The following is a 14,714-nucleotide window of genomic DNA, read 5'->3' as shown; positions in this document are numbered from 1 at the left end:
TGAGCTATGGGTACCAAAATATTCGATGATTTTGTGGATGCTCTGCTCAATATGGTCTATCCGCAATTCTGTGCGGGATGTGGCCGGTGGGATACGCCATTGTGTGCGTGCTGTGTATCTGACATGACAGCGCAATGGAAAAGGGCTGATGCCAGTACGCCATTTTTGCAGTATGTTGATCCTGCTGGCGGGCCGGATATAAGCGCATTTCCGATATATTCGTCGCTCACCTATCAAGGAGTGGTGGCGCAAGCAGTTGTGGCGTGGAAGAATACTCAATCTGCTGGTCTAACTCGTGCAATGCGTGCAGTATGGCAAGCGAACCTAGCGACGATCTGTTGCGGCAAAACAATGGAAAGCTTATTTCCCGGTCATAAATCGGGTAGGGCAGTGGCAGTGGTTCCACTGCCCTCTCGCTGGCGGCGCAAGCACGACGGGCGAATGATCGTGCTTGATTTGGCACAAATAGTCGGTGAAGTTTTCGCTGTTCCTTGCATTGAGGTGTTGAAAAAACGAAGGTCACGTGGGGTGTTCACGCTTGCAGAAGCAGGGTGGAAGCCTGCATTAGGTGCAGAGCTAAAGATGAGGCTTGGAACGGCGCTCGCGAAGATAGGTCAGTTAGGAGGCGGGTATGCTGTGGAGACGTTCACGGGACGGGCTAAGAAACGAAATTCGATCTGCGCCACACGCGATCTTCGAGGTTGGGACGTAATTTTGGTGGATGACGTCGTAACCACAGGTGCGACTTTCGATGCCGCTTTTCGCGCAGTGCGGAATGCTGGCGGCCGCGTTATCGGCGGATTTTCGTTTGCCATGGCTCCAGATCCTCGAATTTCGCCGGTGGCATAAGTCACATTGGCTCAGAAATCGGGTATAGTTAAGTTACCTAAACAACCATGACGTGATGTTTTTCAGGAGGTCGCCGTGGAATTTGTAGTAAAAGGTCGAAACGCTGAGGTTTCTGACAAGTTCCGTGCTCATGTGGAAGAAAAACTGGCAAAGATCGAATTGTTTGCACCAAAAGCGCAACGAGTCGATGTTGAAGTTACCCATGAACCAAACCCAGCTCAAGCAGAGATTTCCGAAAAAATCGAAATTACGGTGCGAGACAAGGGACCGGTTGTTCGGGCAGAGGCAGCGGCTTCTGATCGATATGGTGCACTAGATCTTGCAGCTCAGAAGCTGGTTGAGCAACTGCGACGCGCTCATGAGCGGCACAAGAATCATCATAAGGGTGGACACAAGGCTGAGCACGAGAACCATACTCTCGATATCGAGGCCTTGCTTACGAGCTTGAAGGCAGAGGAGCAGCACGACGAAGTCGAAACGGACACCGTACCAAAAGAGCCTGGTGTTGCGGTAGAAACCCAGCTTGGCGATTCGCCTGTGGTGCTTCGGCAGAAACTCTATGAGGCTCAGCCCATGAGTGTTGATCAAGCGCTTTACGAGATGGAGCTGGTGGGGCATCCGTTCTACCTGTTCATCGATTCTGAAACTTCGCAACCGTGCGCAGCATACCGGCGTCACGGCTGGACGTACGGAATCATTCGCCTTGATGCAACAATTTCTGCCAACTGATTGAGGAATGAAATTGCTGGAAGGCTTGCGGATCAAAGTGTAATTAAGGCTTTGAGTCGTTACTGAAAACTCCGGTGTGGGTGACCAATTTTGACGAATTGGTCACCCACACTTGGCTTATCTATGGTGAAAAGCAGTGAACTAGTACGATTTACTCAGACCGTAATTCTAGGAAGAGGTTTTTGTGAGTAATCGTCCGCTACAAGTAGCAGTTATCGGAGCTGGTCCTGCTGGAATTTACGCTTCCGATATCTTGTCGAAATCCGATGTTGATGTTCAGATTGATCTATATGAGCGCCTTCCGGCACCTTATGGGCTTGTGCGCTACGGCGTCGCTCCTGATCACCCACGTATTAAGCAGATTATTAAGGCGCTCTACAATGTGTTGCAGCGTGGCGATATTCGTTTAGTGGGAAATGTTGAGATCGGCAAGGACGTAACTTTTGACGAGCTCCACGAGCACTACGATGCGATTATCATTGCCACAGGTGCGGATCGTGACCGTCCCTTTGATGTTCCTGGTGCTGATCTTCCGGAAGTTTACGGCGCAGCCGATTTTGTGTCGTGGTACGACGGTCACCCTGATTATCCACGCACATGGCCGCTCGAAGCCAAAGAAATTGCTGTTATTGGCGTGGGAAATGTGGCTCTCGACGTGGCTCGAATCTTGGCCAAGCACCCGCAAGACCTCATGAGTACCGAGATTCCCCAGAATGTGGAAGAGGGCCTGCGCAAGTCGCCTGTTACGGACGTGCATGTGTTCGGACGTCGCGGGCCTGCTCAGGTGAAGTTTACGCCGATGGAGCTGCGCGAACTTGGAGAAGTTCCAGACGTCGATATCATCGTTTACGAGGATGACTACGATTACGATGAAGCATCAGAAGCTGCAGTTGCTGATTCGAAGATGACTCGCCAAGTTGTCAATATTCTCACGGATTACCTCTTTGAGCAGGAAGAAGAAAAGACTGCCTCGCGTCGTATTCACATTCACATGTTGCAAGAGCCGGCAGAGATTCTCGGAGCTGAGCATGTTGAAGGAATTCGCATGGCTCGCACGGCCTTGCAAGGCGACGGATCGGTTGCTCGTACGGGGGAGTTCATTGATTATCCTGTGCAGGCTGTGTATCGCGCTGTTGGATACTTCTCCTCGCCGATTCCAGGTGCGCCGTTTGACGACGTTCGTGGAGTGGTTCCGAACGTGGGCGGACGTGTGGTGAACGACGGCGTCGTCGTCAATGGCATGTACGCTACCGGTTGGATCAAGCGCGGTCCGGTGGGACTCATTGGTTCGACGAAATCCGACGCGCAGGAAACCATCGGCAACCTGGTAGAGGACTACAAAGCAGGGCTTTTGCATGCCACTACTGAAGAGCTCGGTTGGGAGGCAACTCAACAGGTGCTGGAGAGCCGCGGAGTTCGTTATACCACTTGGCAAGGCTGGGAGTTGCTCGAAGCCTATGAGAAGTCACTCGGCGAGGCGGTTGGTCGCGAGCGCATCAAAGTGGTGGAGCGCGAAACTATGACAGCTATTTCCCGTGGTGAGCCACACGATGGGAAGCTCTACTGATCTGATCTGGGTCGGTCTAATCTGATCCGATCTCATCAGATATACCTTGATCTGGCAGTGGGTGGTGGTGATTGCTTATCGCGGCAATCACCACCACCCACTCGCGCTAAAACCGTGTTGAAACAGCGTCAGCGATAGTTGACGAACTGTAGGGCTACATCGAGCTTTGCCGATTTGAGCATGGCAATTACATCTTGAAGTGCATCGCGTGACTTAGACGAAACTCGCACCTCATCGCCCTGAATCTGTGCTTTCACACCTTTGGGGCCTTCGTCGCGAATGAGCTTAGTGATCTTCTTCGCGTTTTCTTGGTCGATGCCTTCTTTCAAAGATCCAACTAGGCGATATTCTTTGCCGGAAGCTTTGGGTTCGCCGTCGCCTACATCGACTTGTTTCAGTGATAAACCTCGGCGAATAAGCTTCGACTGAAGCACGTCCCACACCGCGAGTACGCGTTCAGGTGAGTTAGCAATCATTGTGATTGCCTCGCCGTGTAACTCTACCGAAGCTCCCACATTCTTGAAATCGTAGCGTTGGCTAATCTCCTTAGCGGCTTGGTTTACGGCATTGTCCACTTCTTGCCGGTCGTATTTCGACACGATGTCGAACGATGAATCTGCCATCAATGGCTCCCTTCTAAACGGTATGCGTTAAGCTTAACGGGTATTGAGCGCAAAGGTGTGAGCTTGTCCGCGTAACGTTGTGAGCACGCAAAAGGAAAGCGAAAAGAGAAATGTGACCAGCGCGGCATTAGCAATCTGCCAAATCGGTTTGACATCCTACCCACCTTAACTGCTAATCTACTTTGACGTGCGAAGAAATATTTCGAGCACATCGGCGGGTTGACCGAGCGGCCAATGGTATCTGACTGTAAATCAGACGCGTAAGCTACGGGGGTTCGAATCCCTCACCCGCCACGGATCGATTTTCGATCTAAACTAGCCGTGTGGTGATCTGATTCACCGCCAGGTTCGGTTTTCTAGTTGGTGAATTACCGAAGAATTTTGGTAAGCTTTCCAGCGTTGCCCCGATAGCTCAGTCGGCAGAGCATCTCCATGGTAAGGAGAAGGTCAAGGGTTCGATTCCCTTTCGGGGCTCGATTCATTTCTTAAGAAATTAAGTGATGAAGTGAGGCGGGGTAGCTCAGTTGGTCAGAGCGCACGACTCATAATCGTGAGGTCGCGGGTTCAAACCCCGCCCCCGCTACTCTCGACCAAAGAAGCATCCGCTTCTCCAATCAAACCGAACGTGAGGAAACAACCGTGGCTAGCAAGTCTCAAGACGTTCGCCCTAAGATCACCCTCGCCTGCGAGGTTTGCAAGGAGCGAAACTACATCACCAAGAAGAACCGTCGTAATACGCCGGATCGTCTGGAACTGAACAAGTTCTGCCCTCGTTGCAATAAGAACCAGGCGCACCGCGAGACCCGTTGATCGGTTCTCAGTTCTTATGGTGAACTTCGCTCGCATGAGCATCAAAACCTCCGCATCGTCGGAGGTTTTCTTTTTCTCTCACTGTCGTTAAGGTGAAAACATGACTTGTTCGATTCCCGAGCCCACTGAGCCAACTCACACCCAGCCCCCTGTACTTACCACGCGTCTTGGCGCCAATCCGCGTCGGCTGGCTGATATGACCACGATCGCAGTGGGTGGAGCAGTTGCAAAGTATGAAAATCTCACCTCTGAAACAGATATTGTCGCAGCCGTCACCGATGCCGACAATAGTGGCACTGAGCTGCTCATATTGGGCGGCGGCTCGAATATTTTAGCTTCCGACGCCGATTTTCCAGGCGTCGTTATCCACGACGGACGCACTTCAATCGAAATTCTCTCGGAAGATTCGTGCGGGGGAGCGCAAATGCGTGTGGCAGCGGGAACGCCGTGGGACGCCGTCGTCGTATTCGCTATTGAACACGGCTGGATGGGTCTAGAAGGCCTCTCGGGCATCCCAGGTACCGTCGGTGCTGCTCCGGTGCAAAACATCGGCGCGTATGGGCAGGAAGTGGCTGGAACGATAGCTTCGGTGCGTGCTTTCGACCGCAAAACTCAAACGATCCGCACTTTTTTCGCCGCGGATCTGAAATTCGGTTATCGCCACTCTGCTCTCAAGGAGTCGTTGCTGAGCGGCGAATGGGGTGCGACGCCGCGTTGGATCGTCCTCGACGTGGTGTTTCACCTGCGTAGGGCTACGCTTTCGGAGCCGATTCGTTATGCGCAGTTAGCGCAGAAATTGGGGGTGAACGCCGGTGAGCGAGTGCCAGCTTCCGATGTGCGTAGCGCAGTTATCGAGTTGCGTCGCAGCAAGGGCATGGTGCTTGACGTAATAGACCGCGATACTTTTTCTTTGGGTTCGTTCTTCACTAATCCCATTCTCTCGGAGGAACAAGCTGCTGCTTTGCCAGAAGATGCCCCGAAATACGGGGTTGGAAAGTCGGGCGCTGCAAATCAGATTGGCGCTGCTGCTCCACAAATCGATGGTCAGGTTAAGACGTCTGCTGCTTGGCTCATTGATCACGTCGGATTCAAGCCAGGCTTTGGCATGCCAGGACCGGCTGCTGTGAGCACTAAGCACTCGTTGGCGCTTACCAACCGCGGCGGGGCGAGGGACTCCGACGTCGTTGATCTGGCACGCGCGATTCGTGATGGCGTGCGTGAGCGTTTTGGTGTGACGCTCGTGCCTGAACCTGTGCTGCTCAATATCACGATCTGATTTTAACCAGCTGCTCGGCGCTTGCCGCATCAGGCATCGGGTTGGCTACCGCATCAGAAGCAGGATCGGGCACCTGATCGGCTGCCGTATGTGGAGCCGGATCAAGCCGCGTGCGGATCGGGTTCAGGATCGGATGCAGGATCGGATACGGGATCGGGCGCGGCTAGCCAGGCATCAATCTCATCATGCCAGCGCTCTTTATCCGACGGCGAAGCAAGCGAGGCGCTAATCGAGGAATGTGCGAGCAAAGAAATTTCGTAGTCGTCAAGACCGAGTTTGCGAGCATTTTCGTACTGATCCGTGAGCCGCGAGAGGAAGAGAAGCGGGTCGTCGGCGCCGAGGGCGATCTGGGCTCCCGCTTTGAGGAGCGTACGCAGTGGCACATCACCGAGGGAATTGTAGACGCCGAGCTGCACGTTTGAGGCTGGGCACACTTCGAGCGCAATACCGTTGTCTACAATATATTCAAGCAGGGCTGGATCTTCAGCTGCCCGCACGCCATGGCCCAAGCGCCGCGGTTTAAGCGCGGTAACGATATCGCGAATATGTTCAGGGCCGAGCAACTCTCCGCCGTGAGGAACCGAGGCGAGACCAGCTTTACGGGCAATATCAAAAGCTCCCGCCCACTCTGGGGTATTTCCGCGGCGTTCGTCATTTGACAGCCCAAAACCTACCACTTGACCAGCTCCTTCGCCGGCATGTTTCGCTGCAAGCCGCGCCAAAATGCGGGCGTCAAGGGGATGCTTGAGGCGTGAGGCGGCGACGACGATGGCTACCTGTACGCCGGTGTCGCGCGAAGCGAGAGTGGCTTCGTCAAGCACGATTTCAAGAGCTGGGGTGATACCACCAACAAATGGCGCATACGAGGTTGGATCAATTTGGATTTCGAGTCGTTTCGAGCCTTCTCGAGCTTCATCTTCGGCCGCTTCACGCACAATGCGACGCATGGCTTCTTCGGATCGCACCACTTTGCGAGCGGCGTCGTAGGCGCGTTGAAACCTGAACCAGCCACGCTGATCTGCTGGTACTTGGAGCGCGGTATTATCGGTGAGGTTCTCCGGAAGCCGAATACCTTGGCTTTGCGCCATGTCTTTGAGTGTAGAAACTCGCATTGAGCCAGTGAAGTGAAGATGAAGATGAGCTTTCGGAAGGGCCTGAAGATCTCGCATATAACCATTTTGCCAGCGGTTCATCGTAGATTCCATGAGGCACTGTGGCGTGCACGCAATGTCACAGCTCGCGACGTACGCAATGTCACTGCGGGTTACGCCTCCAGCGCGCAACCTACGATGCACGCAATGTCACAACACCGTGTGTAGTTTGTATTTGCCGGCGAGGTCTCATATAAAAAGAGTATGCAAAATTCTCAAAGAGCTCGTCATGAACGGCGTGATCTAGCCCTTCTCACCGGCTCACGTGCGGGTGAGATGTTGCGCCTAGCCGTTGCTGAACAGGGAATTTTGCGGTCTTGGGCTGTTCACCAGGTTCATCACCGGCCAGGAGCTGGTGTTTCGATTGGTTACACCGTAGTTTTGGAAACCAACCGTGACCGGCAGCGAATCGACGCATACATGGTTGCATCCACGGAACGTGTGGCGGAAGAATCGATTTTAGGAGTCCAAGGAAAGATCCTGCGTTTTGGGGATACCCGTGTGTGCGTATGGGAGCATCCGAATGACCCTGAGCTTCCCGCACTTGAACTCGCCTGCACTGCGCATTTACTTTCGGATTTTCTCGATGAACGAGTAGAGATTGAATTGCTCGGATATCGCCCTACTCGGCGGGCGGTGGTGCGGATTGAGCGTGAATCTGGTTCGGCACTGTTTGGCAAAGTGGTGCGTGCAAAGGATCAAGCCGATTTGGAGAGGCGACTCGAGTTGGCGCACAAGGCTGGCGTTCCAGCGCCGGCGCTGTACAAATCTGCCCCGGGTTTTGTTGTGACGACGCCGGTGAGCGGGATCGCGTTGTCGCGTTACTTTTCTTCGATCACGATTTCCGATGCGATTAAACAGCAGCAGGTCTTGGATTCGCTCGAATCTTGTCTCGACTCACTTCCTTATTTGGCCTTGGGAATGCCCAAACGAGCTGCTTGGGTGGATCGCTGTGAGCACTATGCCCATGCCGCTGCGCTTACCCTTCCTGAGTATGACGGGCGTTGTCACAAGGTGGCAACCGAAATTCGCGAACTGCTCAAACATGCAGATTTAGGGCCAGTTGTGCCCACCCACGGAGATTTTTACGAAGCGAATATTTACGTTGACGCTAACACTGGTCAGCTCAGTGGTTTACTTGATCTCGATTCGCTCAGCCCTGGTCATCGGGTTCACGATTGGGCGTGCTTATTAGCACATATGTCTGTTTTGCCGAGTCTTGCTCCGCAGCCGTATCGCTGTGTGCCGGTAATCCTTGATCAGTGGTTTGATTCGCTCACTTCGCGGGTTGACCCAGTGGCACTGTGTGCTTCGGCGGCCGGAGTGGTGATTTCCCTCGTTGCAGGCGCGCGTAAGCAGCGCAAACAATGGAATACGGAGGCGGAAAACCGCCTCCGTATTGCCGAAAGTTGGATCGAACGAGGTCAGCGCCTTCTTGCGGAAGGCTACTGACCTCGGCGTTCGTCGTCGAAAGAGAAGCTAATCAGTTGAAAAGCTTTTGTAGGCGCTCGATGCCCGCCACGAGATCGTCGTCGGACAGTGCGTAACCGAGGCGAATGTAGCCTGGCGCGCCAAAGGCTTCACCTGGAACAACTGCCACTTCAACTTCCTCGAGAATGAGCGTGGCGAGTTCAGACGTTGTATTTGCAACGCGACCCTTAATGTCTTTGCCGAGCACTCCCTGCACATTTGGGAATACGTAGAAAGCACCGGTGGGCTCTGGAACCTCGAATCCGTCGATTTCGCGCAGCATCTCCACGATCTTCTTGCGACGGCGGTCAAATGCTTCTTTCATCTCCGCCACAACGCTCTGATCACCGGTGATAGCCGCAAGCGCAGCCCGCTGTGCCACGTTGGACACGTTCGAGGTAATATGCGACTGGAAGTTTGACGCAGCCTTGATTACGTCTGCGGGGCCGTACATCCAGCCCACACGCCATCCGGTCATGGCATAGGTTTTTGCGACGCCGTTCACCACGATGGTTTGATCGGCAAGTTCCGGCACCTCTTTGAGGAGGTAGGACTGCTCGCCTTCGTATACGAGGTGCTCGTAGATTTCGTCGGTGATGATCCACACGCCGTTGTTAAGTGCCCACGTGCCGATCTCTTTGAGCTCGGCGGCAGAATAGACGGCGCCAGTTGGGTTCGACGGCGAGCACAGCAGCATCGCTTTGGTTGCGGGAGTAAGTGCTGCGTCAAGCTGTGCCACCGTCACCTTGTAGCCCTGATCGGAACCGGCAAAAACTTCCACAGGGTTGCCGCCGCACAGGCGGATAACCTCTGGGTATGTGGTCCAGTAGGGGGCAGGGAGGATGACGTCGTCGCCGTCGTCTACGATTGAACGGAAAGCCTGGTAGACGGCTTGTTTTCCACCATTGGTGACGATGATATTGTTCGGATCTACCTCGACTCCAGAATCGCGCATCGTTTTTGCAGCGATGACTTCACGCAGCTCGGGAAGACCCTTGGCTGGCGTGTATTTGTGGTTCTTCGGGTCCTTGGCTGCTTCTACTGCTGCTTCAACAATAAAATCAGGGGTAGGGAAATTTGGCTCACCGGCACCAAAGCCAATAACAGGCTTTCCTGCGGCTTTCAATGCTTTAGCCTTTGCGTCTACGGCGAGGGTTGCTGACTCTTGAAGTGCCCCAAGGCGGGTAGAAACCCGGCGGGCTGTTTTATTTTCGTTCACATTCCTATTGTGTCACAAAACACTTTGCTGTTCCGCCCGAGTGGGGAAGTTACTTGAAAATTTGTGAAACTGGATCGGTTCAGGTCTGGAGATTTCCGTCTTCGTGCGCGTGTGTGGACCATCTTTGGTTGTAACGTGGTGAGAATTACAGGGCAGAGAGTGCATTTATTTGGACTAATGAGCAAAAGCCGACTAAAGTGGATTGAGCTGTGCCAAGCAATAGAAATTAGGCCTCACTCTCAGGCATAATTGATAGTGCTCGCCAAGCGATAGGGTAGTGGCGCAATTGGTAGCGCACCGGTCTCCAAAACCGGCGGTTGTGGGTTCGAGTCCCTCCTGCCCTGCAGAAAGCGGCCCAAACGGGCCGTTTTCCACATTAACCGAGAGGATCCACTCGTGAATGACGTTGCTAAAGCTCATGGTAATCGTGTAGCCAAAGAGAGCAAAGAGGGCTTCTTTGCTCGTATCATCACGTTCTTTAAGCAGGTTCTTGCTGAGTTTAAGAAAGTTCAGCGCCCAACCGGCAGCGAATTGTGGACTATGTTCCTCACGGTTGTGGGATTTTTGATTGTTGTCATGATTTTCGTGGGCTTGCTTGATCTTGGATTTAGCCAGTTCGTGTTCTGGGTGTTTGGCTGATCGCTAGCGCTCAACAGTATTGTCGGTAATAGGGAACATAAGTAGGGAAGCAGGAAACATGCCTGAAGAAACTTTCGAACCACAAAACAGTCCGCTGTTTTCTGACGGTTCGACCCCAGAAGTTGAGGCTGAAGCTCCAGTTGTGGAGACTACCTCCGGCGACGTTGCTCCCGAGGCAGTAGAAGCCGAGGCTGGCTCCGACGTGGAGACTGCTGAAGAGCCTACCGCAGAAGAGACTGCACCAACTGCCGAAACTGAAGCAGACGGCGTCGACACTGAAGAGATGGTTCGCGCCCGCCTGCGTGGTTTGCCAGGCCGTTGGTACGTTCTTCACACTTATGCCGGCTACGAAAAGCGCGTCAAGCAGGATCTTGAGATTCGTATCCACTCGATGGATATGGAAGATTACATCTTCCAGGTAGAAGTGCCGATGGAAGAAGTTATCGAAGTGAAGAAGGGTCAGAATAAGCGTGTTTCGCGCGTTCGAATCCCTGGTTACGCCCTTGTTCGTATGGATCTTACCGACGACTCTTGGCGAGTTGTGCAGGAGACGAACGGCGTGACCGGCTTCGTTGGAAACGGTCGTAACCCAGTTGCGCTCACCAAAGACGAGATCGTGAAGATGCTCACCCCAGTGGTTGAGCAAGAAGTTGCTCAAGAAGCTGTTGCTGCTGGAAAACCAGTCAAGACTGGCGCTCCTGTTCTTGTTGCTGAGTACGAAGTTGGCGAGACGGTGACTCTCATCACTGAACCTTGGGTGGGAATGCCGGCTACAATTTCACAGGTTGACGCGGTAAATCAGCGACTTACCGTGCTCATGACGCTTGTTGGCCAGGAAACCCCGGTCGACTTGTCGTTCAGCCAAGTTCAAAAGATGGATTAATCCGATTTAGGATTTTGAGTTCGTTTGGCCTTAAGCTGTTCGACGCCCGCCACTTTTGCCATGTGGCGGTACACATTAGAAACAAAGGATCATTAAATGCCACCGAAGAAGAAGGTTGCAGGCCTGATCAAACTTCAGATTCAGGCAGGTGCTGCAAACCCAGCTCCACCAATCGGCCCAGCTTTGGGTCAGCACGGTGTGAACATCATGGAGTTCTGCAACGCCTATAACGCCGCTACCGAGTCCATGCGCGGCAACGTCATCCCAGTTGAGATCACGGTTTACGAAGATCGTTCATTCACTTTCGTAACCAAGACTCCACCAGCTGCAGATCTCTTGAAGAAGGCTGCTGGAATCAAGAAGGGTTCAGGCGTTCCACACACCAACAAGGTTGGCCACGTTACCGCTGATCAGCTTCGCGAAATTGCGAAGACCAAGCAGCCGGATCTCAACGCCAACGACATTGACAATGCTGCTCGTATCATCGCGGGCACCGCTCGTTCTATGGGTCTGACCACAGACGAGATCTGATTTTTAGACACCGTAAAGGTGTAGGTGTCCTCGGGACATCGTGGTAGAACCCGGAGCTGGTTCGCATTACCACGACTGCTAAAAAGGAGAAAGCAGAATGGCAAAGCGCTCAAAGAATTATCGTAAGGCTGCCGAACTTATTCAGGCCGGCGAGCTTTACACCGCTCAAGAAGCTTTGGAACTTGCGTCCAAGACTTCCGTTACGAAGTTCGCATCGACCGTGGAAGCAGTATTCCGCCTCGGTGTTGATCCACGTAAGGCAGACCAAATGGTTCGCGGTACCGTTTCCCTTCCTCACGGAACTGGAAAGACGGCTCGCGTGATCGTATTCGCAACCGGTGAGCGTGCTCAGGCAGCTCTCGAAGCTGGTGCGGATGAAGTTGGCGACGACGATCTCATCGAGAAGGTTGCAGGTGGCTGGACCGATTTCGATGCGGCTGTTGCAACCCCAGACTTGATGGGCAAGGTTGGAAAGCTTGGTCGTGTGCTCGGTCCACGTGGTCTCATGCCAAACCCAAAGACTGGTACCGTGACGATGGATACCGCAAAGGCTGTTGCGGACATCAAGGGTGGACGTATCGAGTTCCGTGTAGACAAGCACGGTAACCTTCCGTTCATCGTTGGCAACACCACCTTCACCCAGGAGCAGCTCGTTGAGAACTTCAACGCTGCATACCAGGAGATCATGCGTTTGAAGCCAGCATCCTCGAAGGGTCGTTACTTGCTTAAGGCAACCGTTGCGACCACGATGGGTCCTGGAATTCCACTCGACGTTGTTAAGCTTGGCAAGACCGAGAAGTGATTTCTTAGCGGTGTGAAATAGCACTTTGAAACTCCCCGATGCTGTGAGGCATCGGGGAGTTTCGTATTCTTTCGTATTATCGGTAGAATCAGACGAGTATTTGTGCCCTACGTGGTTTATGTGGAGAAAGGTTCATTGTGGCTAGGCCTTTTGTGATTGGTATTGCCGGTGGTACCGGAAGCGGGAAGACGACGCTCACCCGCGCGATTGCCGAGCGTTTCGATACCAAGACTACCGTCGTCTTCCACGATAACTATTACAAAGAGCATCATGACCTCACCCATGAACAGCGGGCAAAACTTAATTTTGACGCTCCGGAAGCTTTCGACAGCGATTTGATGGCACAACAGTTGCAGGAGCTCATCGCTGGGCGAGCCGTTGATTGTCCGGTTTATGATTTCACAGAGCACAACCGCAAATCGCATACGATACGTATCGAGCCGGCTCCGGTGATTTTGGTTGAAGGTATTTTGATATTTGCACAACCTGAGCTGTGTGAACTCTTTGATCTCAAGCTTTTTGTGGACACTGATGCTGATGTGCGGATTATGCGCCGTATCAAACGCGATGTGCTTGAACGCGGCCGGGATATTAATTCAGTGGAAAAGCAGTATCTGTCTACTGTGAAACCTATGCATGAGCTTTATGTGGAGCCATCGAAACGCCATGCGGACTTGATTATTCCTGAGGGCGGTCGAAATTTGGTAGCTCTCGATATTCTGTTCCACCGGATCGAAAAGCTCGTATCGGCTCGGTAAGTGTTTATCTAAAAAGATCCTATCTGGTTGCACCTATCGGCCAACGCTTATGGAATAGGTTTTTGCAAAGCCGTCCCTTGTTGCTTCGCTCACGAAGCGTTGTTCTTTCTTGCATGACGACGCCGAGGCAGGTAGCGTATATTCTGCCCAAGACCGCAGGTCGCCCGTTGCCAACGGGGTGAAGTTCGCAAAGCGAAGCCAGCGCAGGTACGATTTTTCAAGAGCAGAAGTATGCTTGAACCCTCGTGCGCTGCGCGAGGGTTTTTGTTTTGTAAAACTTCCGACTTTTGCGGCTACTATTCGGAAGGAGGTCCCATGGCACGGACCGACAAGTCTGCAGCGATCGCAGAGCTTACGGAAGATTTCCGCAACTCTTCGGCGGTTCTGGTGACTGAGTACCGCGGTTTGACCGTTGCGCAACTGAAGACGCTTCGTCGTGCGCTCGGTGCTGACGCAGAGTACAAGGTTGCTAAGAACACCCTCGCACGCATTGCAGCCCGTGAAGCCGGCATCGAAGGACTCGATGACGACCTCAAGGGTCCGACCGCGCTGGCATTTGTTACCGGTGACATCGCTTCCGCAGCTAAGGCAGTTAAGAATTTTGCTAAGGAGAACAAGGCTCTCATCGTGAAAGCTGGCGTTCTCGAAGGTAATCTTCTCAACGCTGAAGATGTTCAGAAGCTCGCCGATCTCGAATCCCGTGAGGTTCTGCTTGCTAAGACTGCTGGAGTCCTCAAGGCTTCGCTGTACAAAGCTGCATACGTATTCAAGGCGCCAATCACCAAGACTGTGCGCACCGTAGACGCCCTGCGCGAGAAGCAGGAATCCGCTGCCTGAGGTAGTGGTATCAACCAATTAAATTGCCTCGCGTAGGCACAGGAAGGAAGGTCAATCATGGCCAAGCTTACCGCTGAAGAGCTCATCGAAGCTTTCAAGGAGCTCACCCTCGTAGAGCTCAACGATTTCGTTAAGAAGTTCGAAGAAGAATTCGAAGTTGAAGCAACCGCTCCAGTTGCTGTTGCAGCTGCTGCTGCTCCAGCTGCAGGCGATGCTGCTGCTGAAGAAGAGAAGGACTCCTTCGACGTCATCATCGAAAACGCTGGCGACAAGAAGATCCAGGTCATCAAGGAGGTGCGCGCTCTTACCCCACTTGGTCTCAAGGAAGCTAAGGAGCTCGTTGACTCCGCACCTAAGGCTCTTCTCGAAGGCGTTAACAAGGAAACCGCTGAGAAGGCAAAGGAGCAGCTCGAGGCTGCTGGCGCAACTGTCGTTCTCAAGTGATTTCTGCGGTTTAGACCGCAATCTTAAACTTGCTGGTTAAACACCGGCGGTTGAGGGAGGGCTTCGATCTTTGATCGGAGCCCTCCCTTGCATGTACTCTTCGTGTCGCATCCTTCGCGCATATCC

The 14,714-nt window shown here is 53.1% G+C and carries 16 protein-coding genes and 4 tRNA genes; 17 read left to right on the top strand and 3 right to left on the bottom strand.

Annotated elements, in window-relative coordinates:
- Positions 1-6 precede the first annotated feature (6 nt).
- The 3 genes from EZJ44_RS00265 (at position 7) to EZJ44_RS00255 (ending at position 3,145) form a co-directional block, all read left to right on the top strand.
- Positions 7-849 (top strand): ComF family protein, encoded by an 843-nt coding sequence (locus tag EZJ44_RS00265; protein WP_131278966.1) that lies wholly within the window; start codon positions 7-9, stop codon positions 847-849.
- Between the two features lie 75 nt (positions 850-924).
- Positions 925-1,578, top strand: coding sequence for a ribosome hibernation-promoting factor, HPF/YfiA family (gene hpf, locus EZJ44_RS00260; RefSeq protein WP_131278964.1), 654 nt, complete (start codon positions 925-927; stop codon positions 1,576-1,578).
- A 184-nt stretch (positions 1,579-1,762) separates the two neighbouring features.
- On the top strand, positions 1,763-3,145 hold the full coding sequence (locus tag EZJ44_RS00255) for an FAD-dependent oxidoreductase (RefSeq protein WP_131278962.1): 1,383 nt from the start codon (positions 1,763-1,765) through the stop codon (positions 3,143-3,145).
- Positions 3,146-3,273: 128 nt separating this feature from the next.
- Here EZJ44_RS00255 and EZJ44_RS00250 read toward each other — a convergent pair whose 3' ends face one another.
- Complete coding sequence (locus EZJ44_RS00250) at positions 3,274-3,768, bottom strand: YajQ family cyclic di-GMP-binding protein (protein ID WP_131278960.1); 495 nt, start codon at positions 3,766-3,768, stop codon at positions 3,274-3,276.
- Positions 3,769-3,981: 213 nt separating this feature from the next.
- Between EZJ44_RS00250 and EZJ44_RS00245 the strand changes: the two genes are divergently transcribed.
- From EZJ44_RS00245 to EZJ44_RS00225, 5 genes are all read left to right on the top strand, one after another.
- Positions 3,982-4,062 (top strand) — tRNA-Tyr (locus EZJ44_RS00245).
- Positions 4,063-4,169: 107 nt separating this feature from the next.
- A tRNA-Thr gene (locus tag EZJ44_RS00240) sits at positions 4,170-4,242 on the top strand.
- A gap of 35 nt (positions 4,243-4,277) precedes the next feature.
- Positions 4,278-4,351: transfer RNA gene (locus EZJ44_RS00235), tRNA-Met, on the top strand.
- A gap of 56 nt (positions 4,352-4,407) precedes the next feature.
- Positions 4,408-4,578: a 50S ribosomal protein L33 gene (gene rpmG / locus EZJ44_RS00230; RefSeq protein ID WP_165496044.1), complete on the top strand. Its 171-nt coding sequence runs from the start codon at positions 4,408-4,410 to the stop codon at positions 4,576-4,578.
- A gap of 100 nt (positions 4,579-4,678) precedes the next feature.
- Positions 4,679-5,854, top strand: a complete 1,176-nt coding sequence (locus tag EZJ44_RS00225; RefSeq protein WP_131278956.1) for a UDP-N-acetylmuramate dehydrogenase — start codon at positions 4,679-4,681, stop codon at positions 5,852-5,854.
- Positions 5,855-5,955: 101 nt separating this feature from the next.
- Here the strand turns inward: EZJ44_RS00225 and EZJ44_RS00220 are convergent, their stop codons facing one another.
- Positions 5,956-7,023 (bottom strand): adenosine deaminase, encoded by a 1,068-nt coding sequence (locus EZJ44_RS00220; protein ID WP_131278954.1) that lies wholly within the window; start codon positions 7,021-7,023, stop codon positions 5,956-5,958.
- Positions 7,024-7,209: 186 nt separating this feature from the next.
- Between EZJ44_RS00220 and EZJ44_RS00215 the strand changes: the two genes are divergently transcribed.
- The gene (locus EZJ44_RS00215) at positions 7,210-8,457 is read left to right on the top strand and encodes a phosphotransferase (protein ID WP_131278952.1); all 1,248 of its coding nucleotides are present in this window, start codon (positions 7,210-7,212) and stop codon (positions 8,455-8,457) included.
- Positions 8,458-8,488: 31 nt separating this feature from the next.
- Here EZJ44_RS00215 and EZJ44_RS00210 read toward each other — a convergent pair whose 3' ends face one another.
- Positions 8,489-9,694, bottom strand: coding sequence for a pyridoxal phosphate-dependent aminotransferase (locus EZJ44_RS00210; protein WP_131278950.1), 1,206 nt, complete (start codon positions 9,692-9,694; stop codon positions 8,489-8,491).
- Between the two features lie 271 nt (positions 9,695-9,965).
- Between EZJ44_RS00210 and EZJ44_RS00205 the strand changes: the two genes are divergently transcribed.
- The 8 genes from EZJ44_RS00205 (at position 9,966) to rplL (ending at position 14,588) form a co-directional block, all read left to right on the top strand.
- A tRNA-Trp gene (locus EZJ44_RS00205) sits at positions 9,966-10,038 on the top strand.
- A gap of 52 nt (positions 10,039-10,090) precedes the next feature.
- Positions 10,091-10,333: a preprotein translocase subunit SecE gene (secE, locus tag EZJ44_RS00200; protein ID WP_131278948.1), complete on the top strand. Its 243-nt coding sequence runs from the start codon at positions 10,091-10,093 to the stop codon at positions 10,331-10,333.
- Positions 10,334-10,391: 58 nt separating this feature from the next.
- Positions 10,392-11,216, top strand: a complete 825-nt coding sequence (gene nusG, locus EZJ44_RS00195) for a transcription termination/antitermination protein NusG (protein ID WP_131278946.1) — start codon at positions 10,392-10,394, stop codon at positions 11,214-11,216.
- A 96-nt stretch (positions 11,217-11,312) separates the two neighbouring features.
- Positions 11,313-11,747 (top strand): 50S ribosomal protein L11, encoded by a 435-nt coding sequence (gene rplK / locus EZJ44_RS00190; protein WP_124054121.1) that lies wholly within the window; start codon positions 11,313-11,315, stop codon positions 11,745-11,747.
- Between the two features lie 97 nt (positions 11,748-11,844).
- Positions 11,845-12,549, top strand: coding sequence for a 50S ribosomal protein L1 (gene rplA, locus EZJ44_RS00185; protein WP_131278944.1), 705 nt, complete (start codon positions 11,845-11,847; stop codon positions 12,547-12,549).
- 137 nt (positions 12,550-12,686) lie between these two features.
- The gene (gene udk / locus EZJ44_RS00180) at positions 12,687-13,307 is read left to right on the top strand and encodes a uridine kinase (protein ID WP_131278942.1); all 621 of its coding nucleotides are present in this window, start codon (positions 12,687-12,689) and stop codon (positions 13,305-13,307) included.
- A 315-nt stretch (positions 13,308-13,622) separates the two neighbouring features.
- Positions 13,623-14,144 carry a 50S ribosomal protein L10 gene (rplJ, locus tag EZJ44_RS00175; RefSeq protein WP_131278940.1) on the top strand — a complete coding sequence of 174 codons (522 nt, stop codon included), beginning with the start codon at positions 13,623-13,625 and terminating at the stop codon, positions 14,142-14,144.
- A gap of 57 nt (positions 14,145-14,201) precedes the next feature.
- Positions 14,202-14,588 (top strand): 50S ribosomal protein L7/L12, encoded by a 387-nt coding sequence (gene rplL / locus EZJ44_RS00170; RefSeq protein WP_131278938.1) that lies wholly within the window; start codon positions 14,202-14,204, stop codon positions 14,586-14,588.
- Positions 14,589-14,714: the final 126 nt, after the last annotated feature.

Origin of the sequence: Arcanobacterium bovis, assembly GCF_004331995.1 — a bacterium.
In the GTDB taxonomy this organism is placed as follows: Bacteria; Actinomycetota; Actinomycetes; order Actinomycetales; family Actinomycetaceae; genus Arcanobacterium_A; species Arcanobacterium_A bovis.
Note: the sequence above shows the minus strand (reverse complement) of the source record. Positions and strands in the feature narration are given on the sequence as shown.

Excerpts from the sequence above, each read along its gene's own strand:
- EZJ44_RS00265 (WP_131278966.1), top strand. The coding sequence starts at position 7 with ATGGGTACCAAAATATTCGATGATTTTGTGGATGCTCTGCTCAATATG.
- EZJ44_RS00250 (WP_131278960.1), bottom strand. The coding sequence starts at position 3,768 with ATGGCAGATTCATCGTTCGACATCGTGTCGAAATACGACCGGCAAGAA.
- EZJ44_RS00225 (WP_131278956.1), top strand. The coding sequence starts at position 4,679 with ATGACTTGTTCGATTCCCGAGCCCACTGAGCCAACTCACACCCAGCCC.
- EZJ44_RS00220 (WP_131278954.1), bottom strand. The coding sequence starts at position 7,023 with ATGCGAGATCTTCAGGCCCTTCCGAAAGCTCATCTTCATCTTCACTTC.
- EZJ44_RS00215 (WP_131278952.1), top strand. The coding sequence starts at position 7,210 with ATGCAAAATTCTCAAAGAGCTCGTCATGAACGGCGTGATCTAGCCCTT.
- nusG (WP_131278946.1), top strand. The coding sequence starts at position 10,392 with ATGCCTGAAGAAACTTTCGAACCACAAAACAGTCCGCTGTTTTCTGAC.
- rplK (WP_124054121.1), top strand. The coding sequence starts at position 11,313 with ATGCCACCGAAGAAGAAGGTTGCAGGCCTGATCAAACTTCAGATTCAG.
- rplA (WP_131278944.1), top strand. The coding sequence starts at position 11,845 with ATGGCAAAGCGCTCAAAGAATTATCGTAAGGCTGCCGAACTTATTCAG.
- rplJ (WP_131278940.1), top strand. The coding sequence starts at position 13,623 with ATGGCACGGACCGACAAGTCTGCAGCGATCGCAGAGCTTACGGAAGAT.
- rplL (WP_131278938.1), top strand. The coding sequence starts at position 14,202 with ATGGCCAAGCTTACCGCTGAAGAGCTCATCGAAGCTTTCAAGGAGCTC.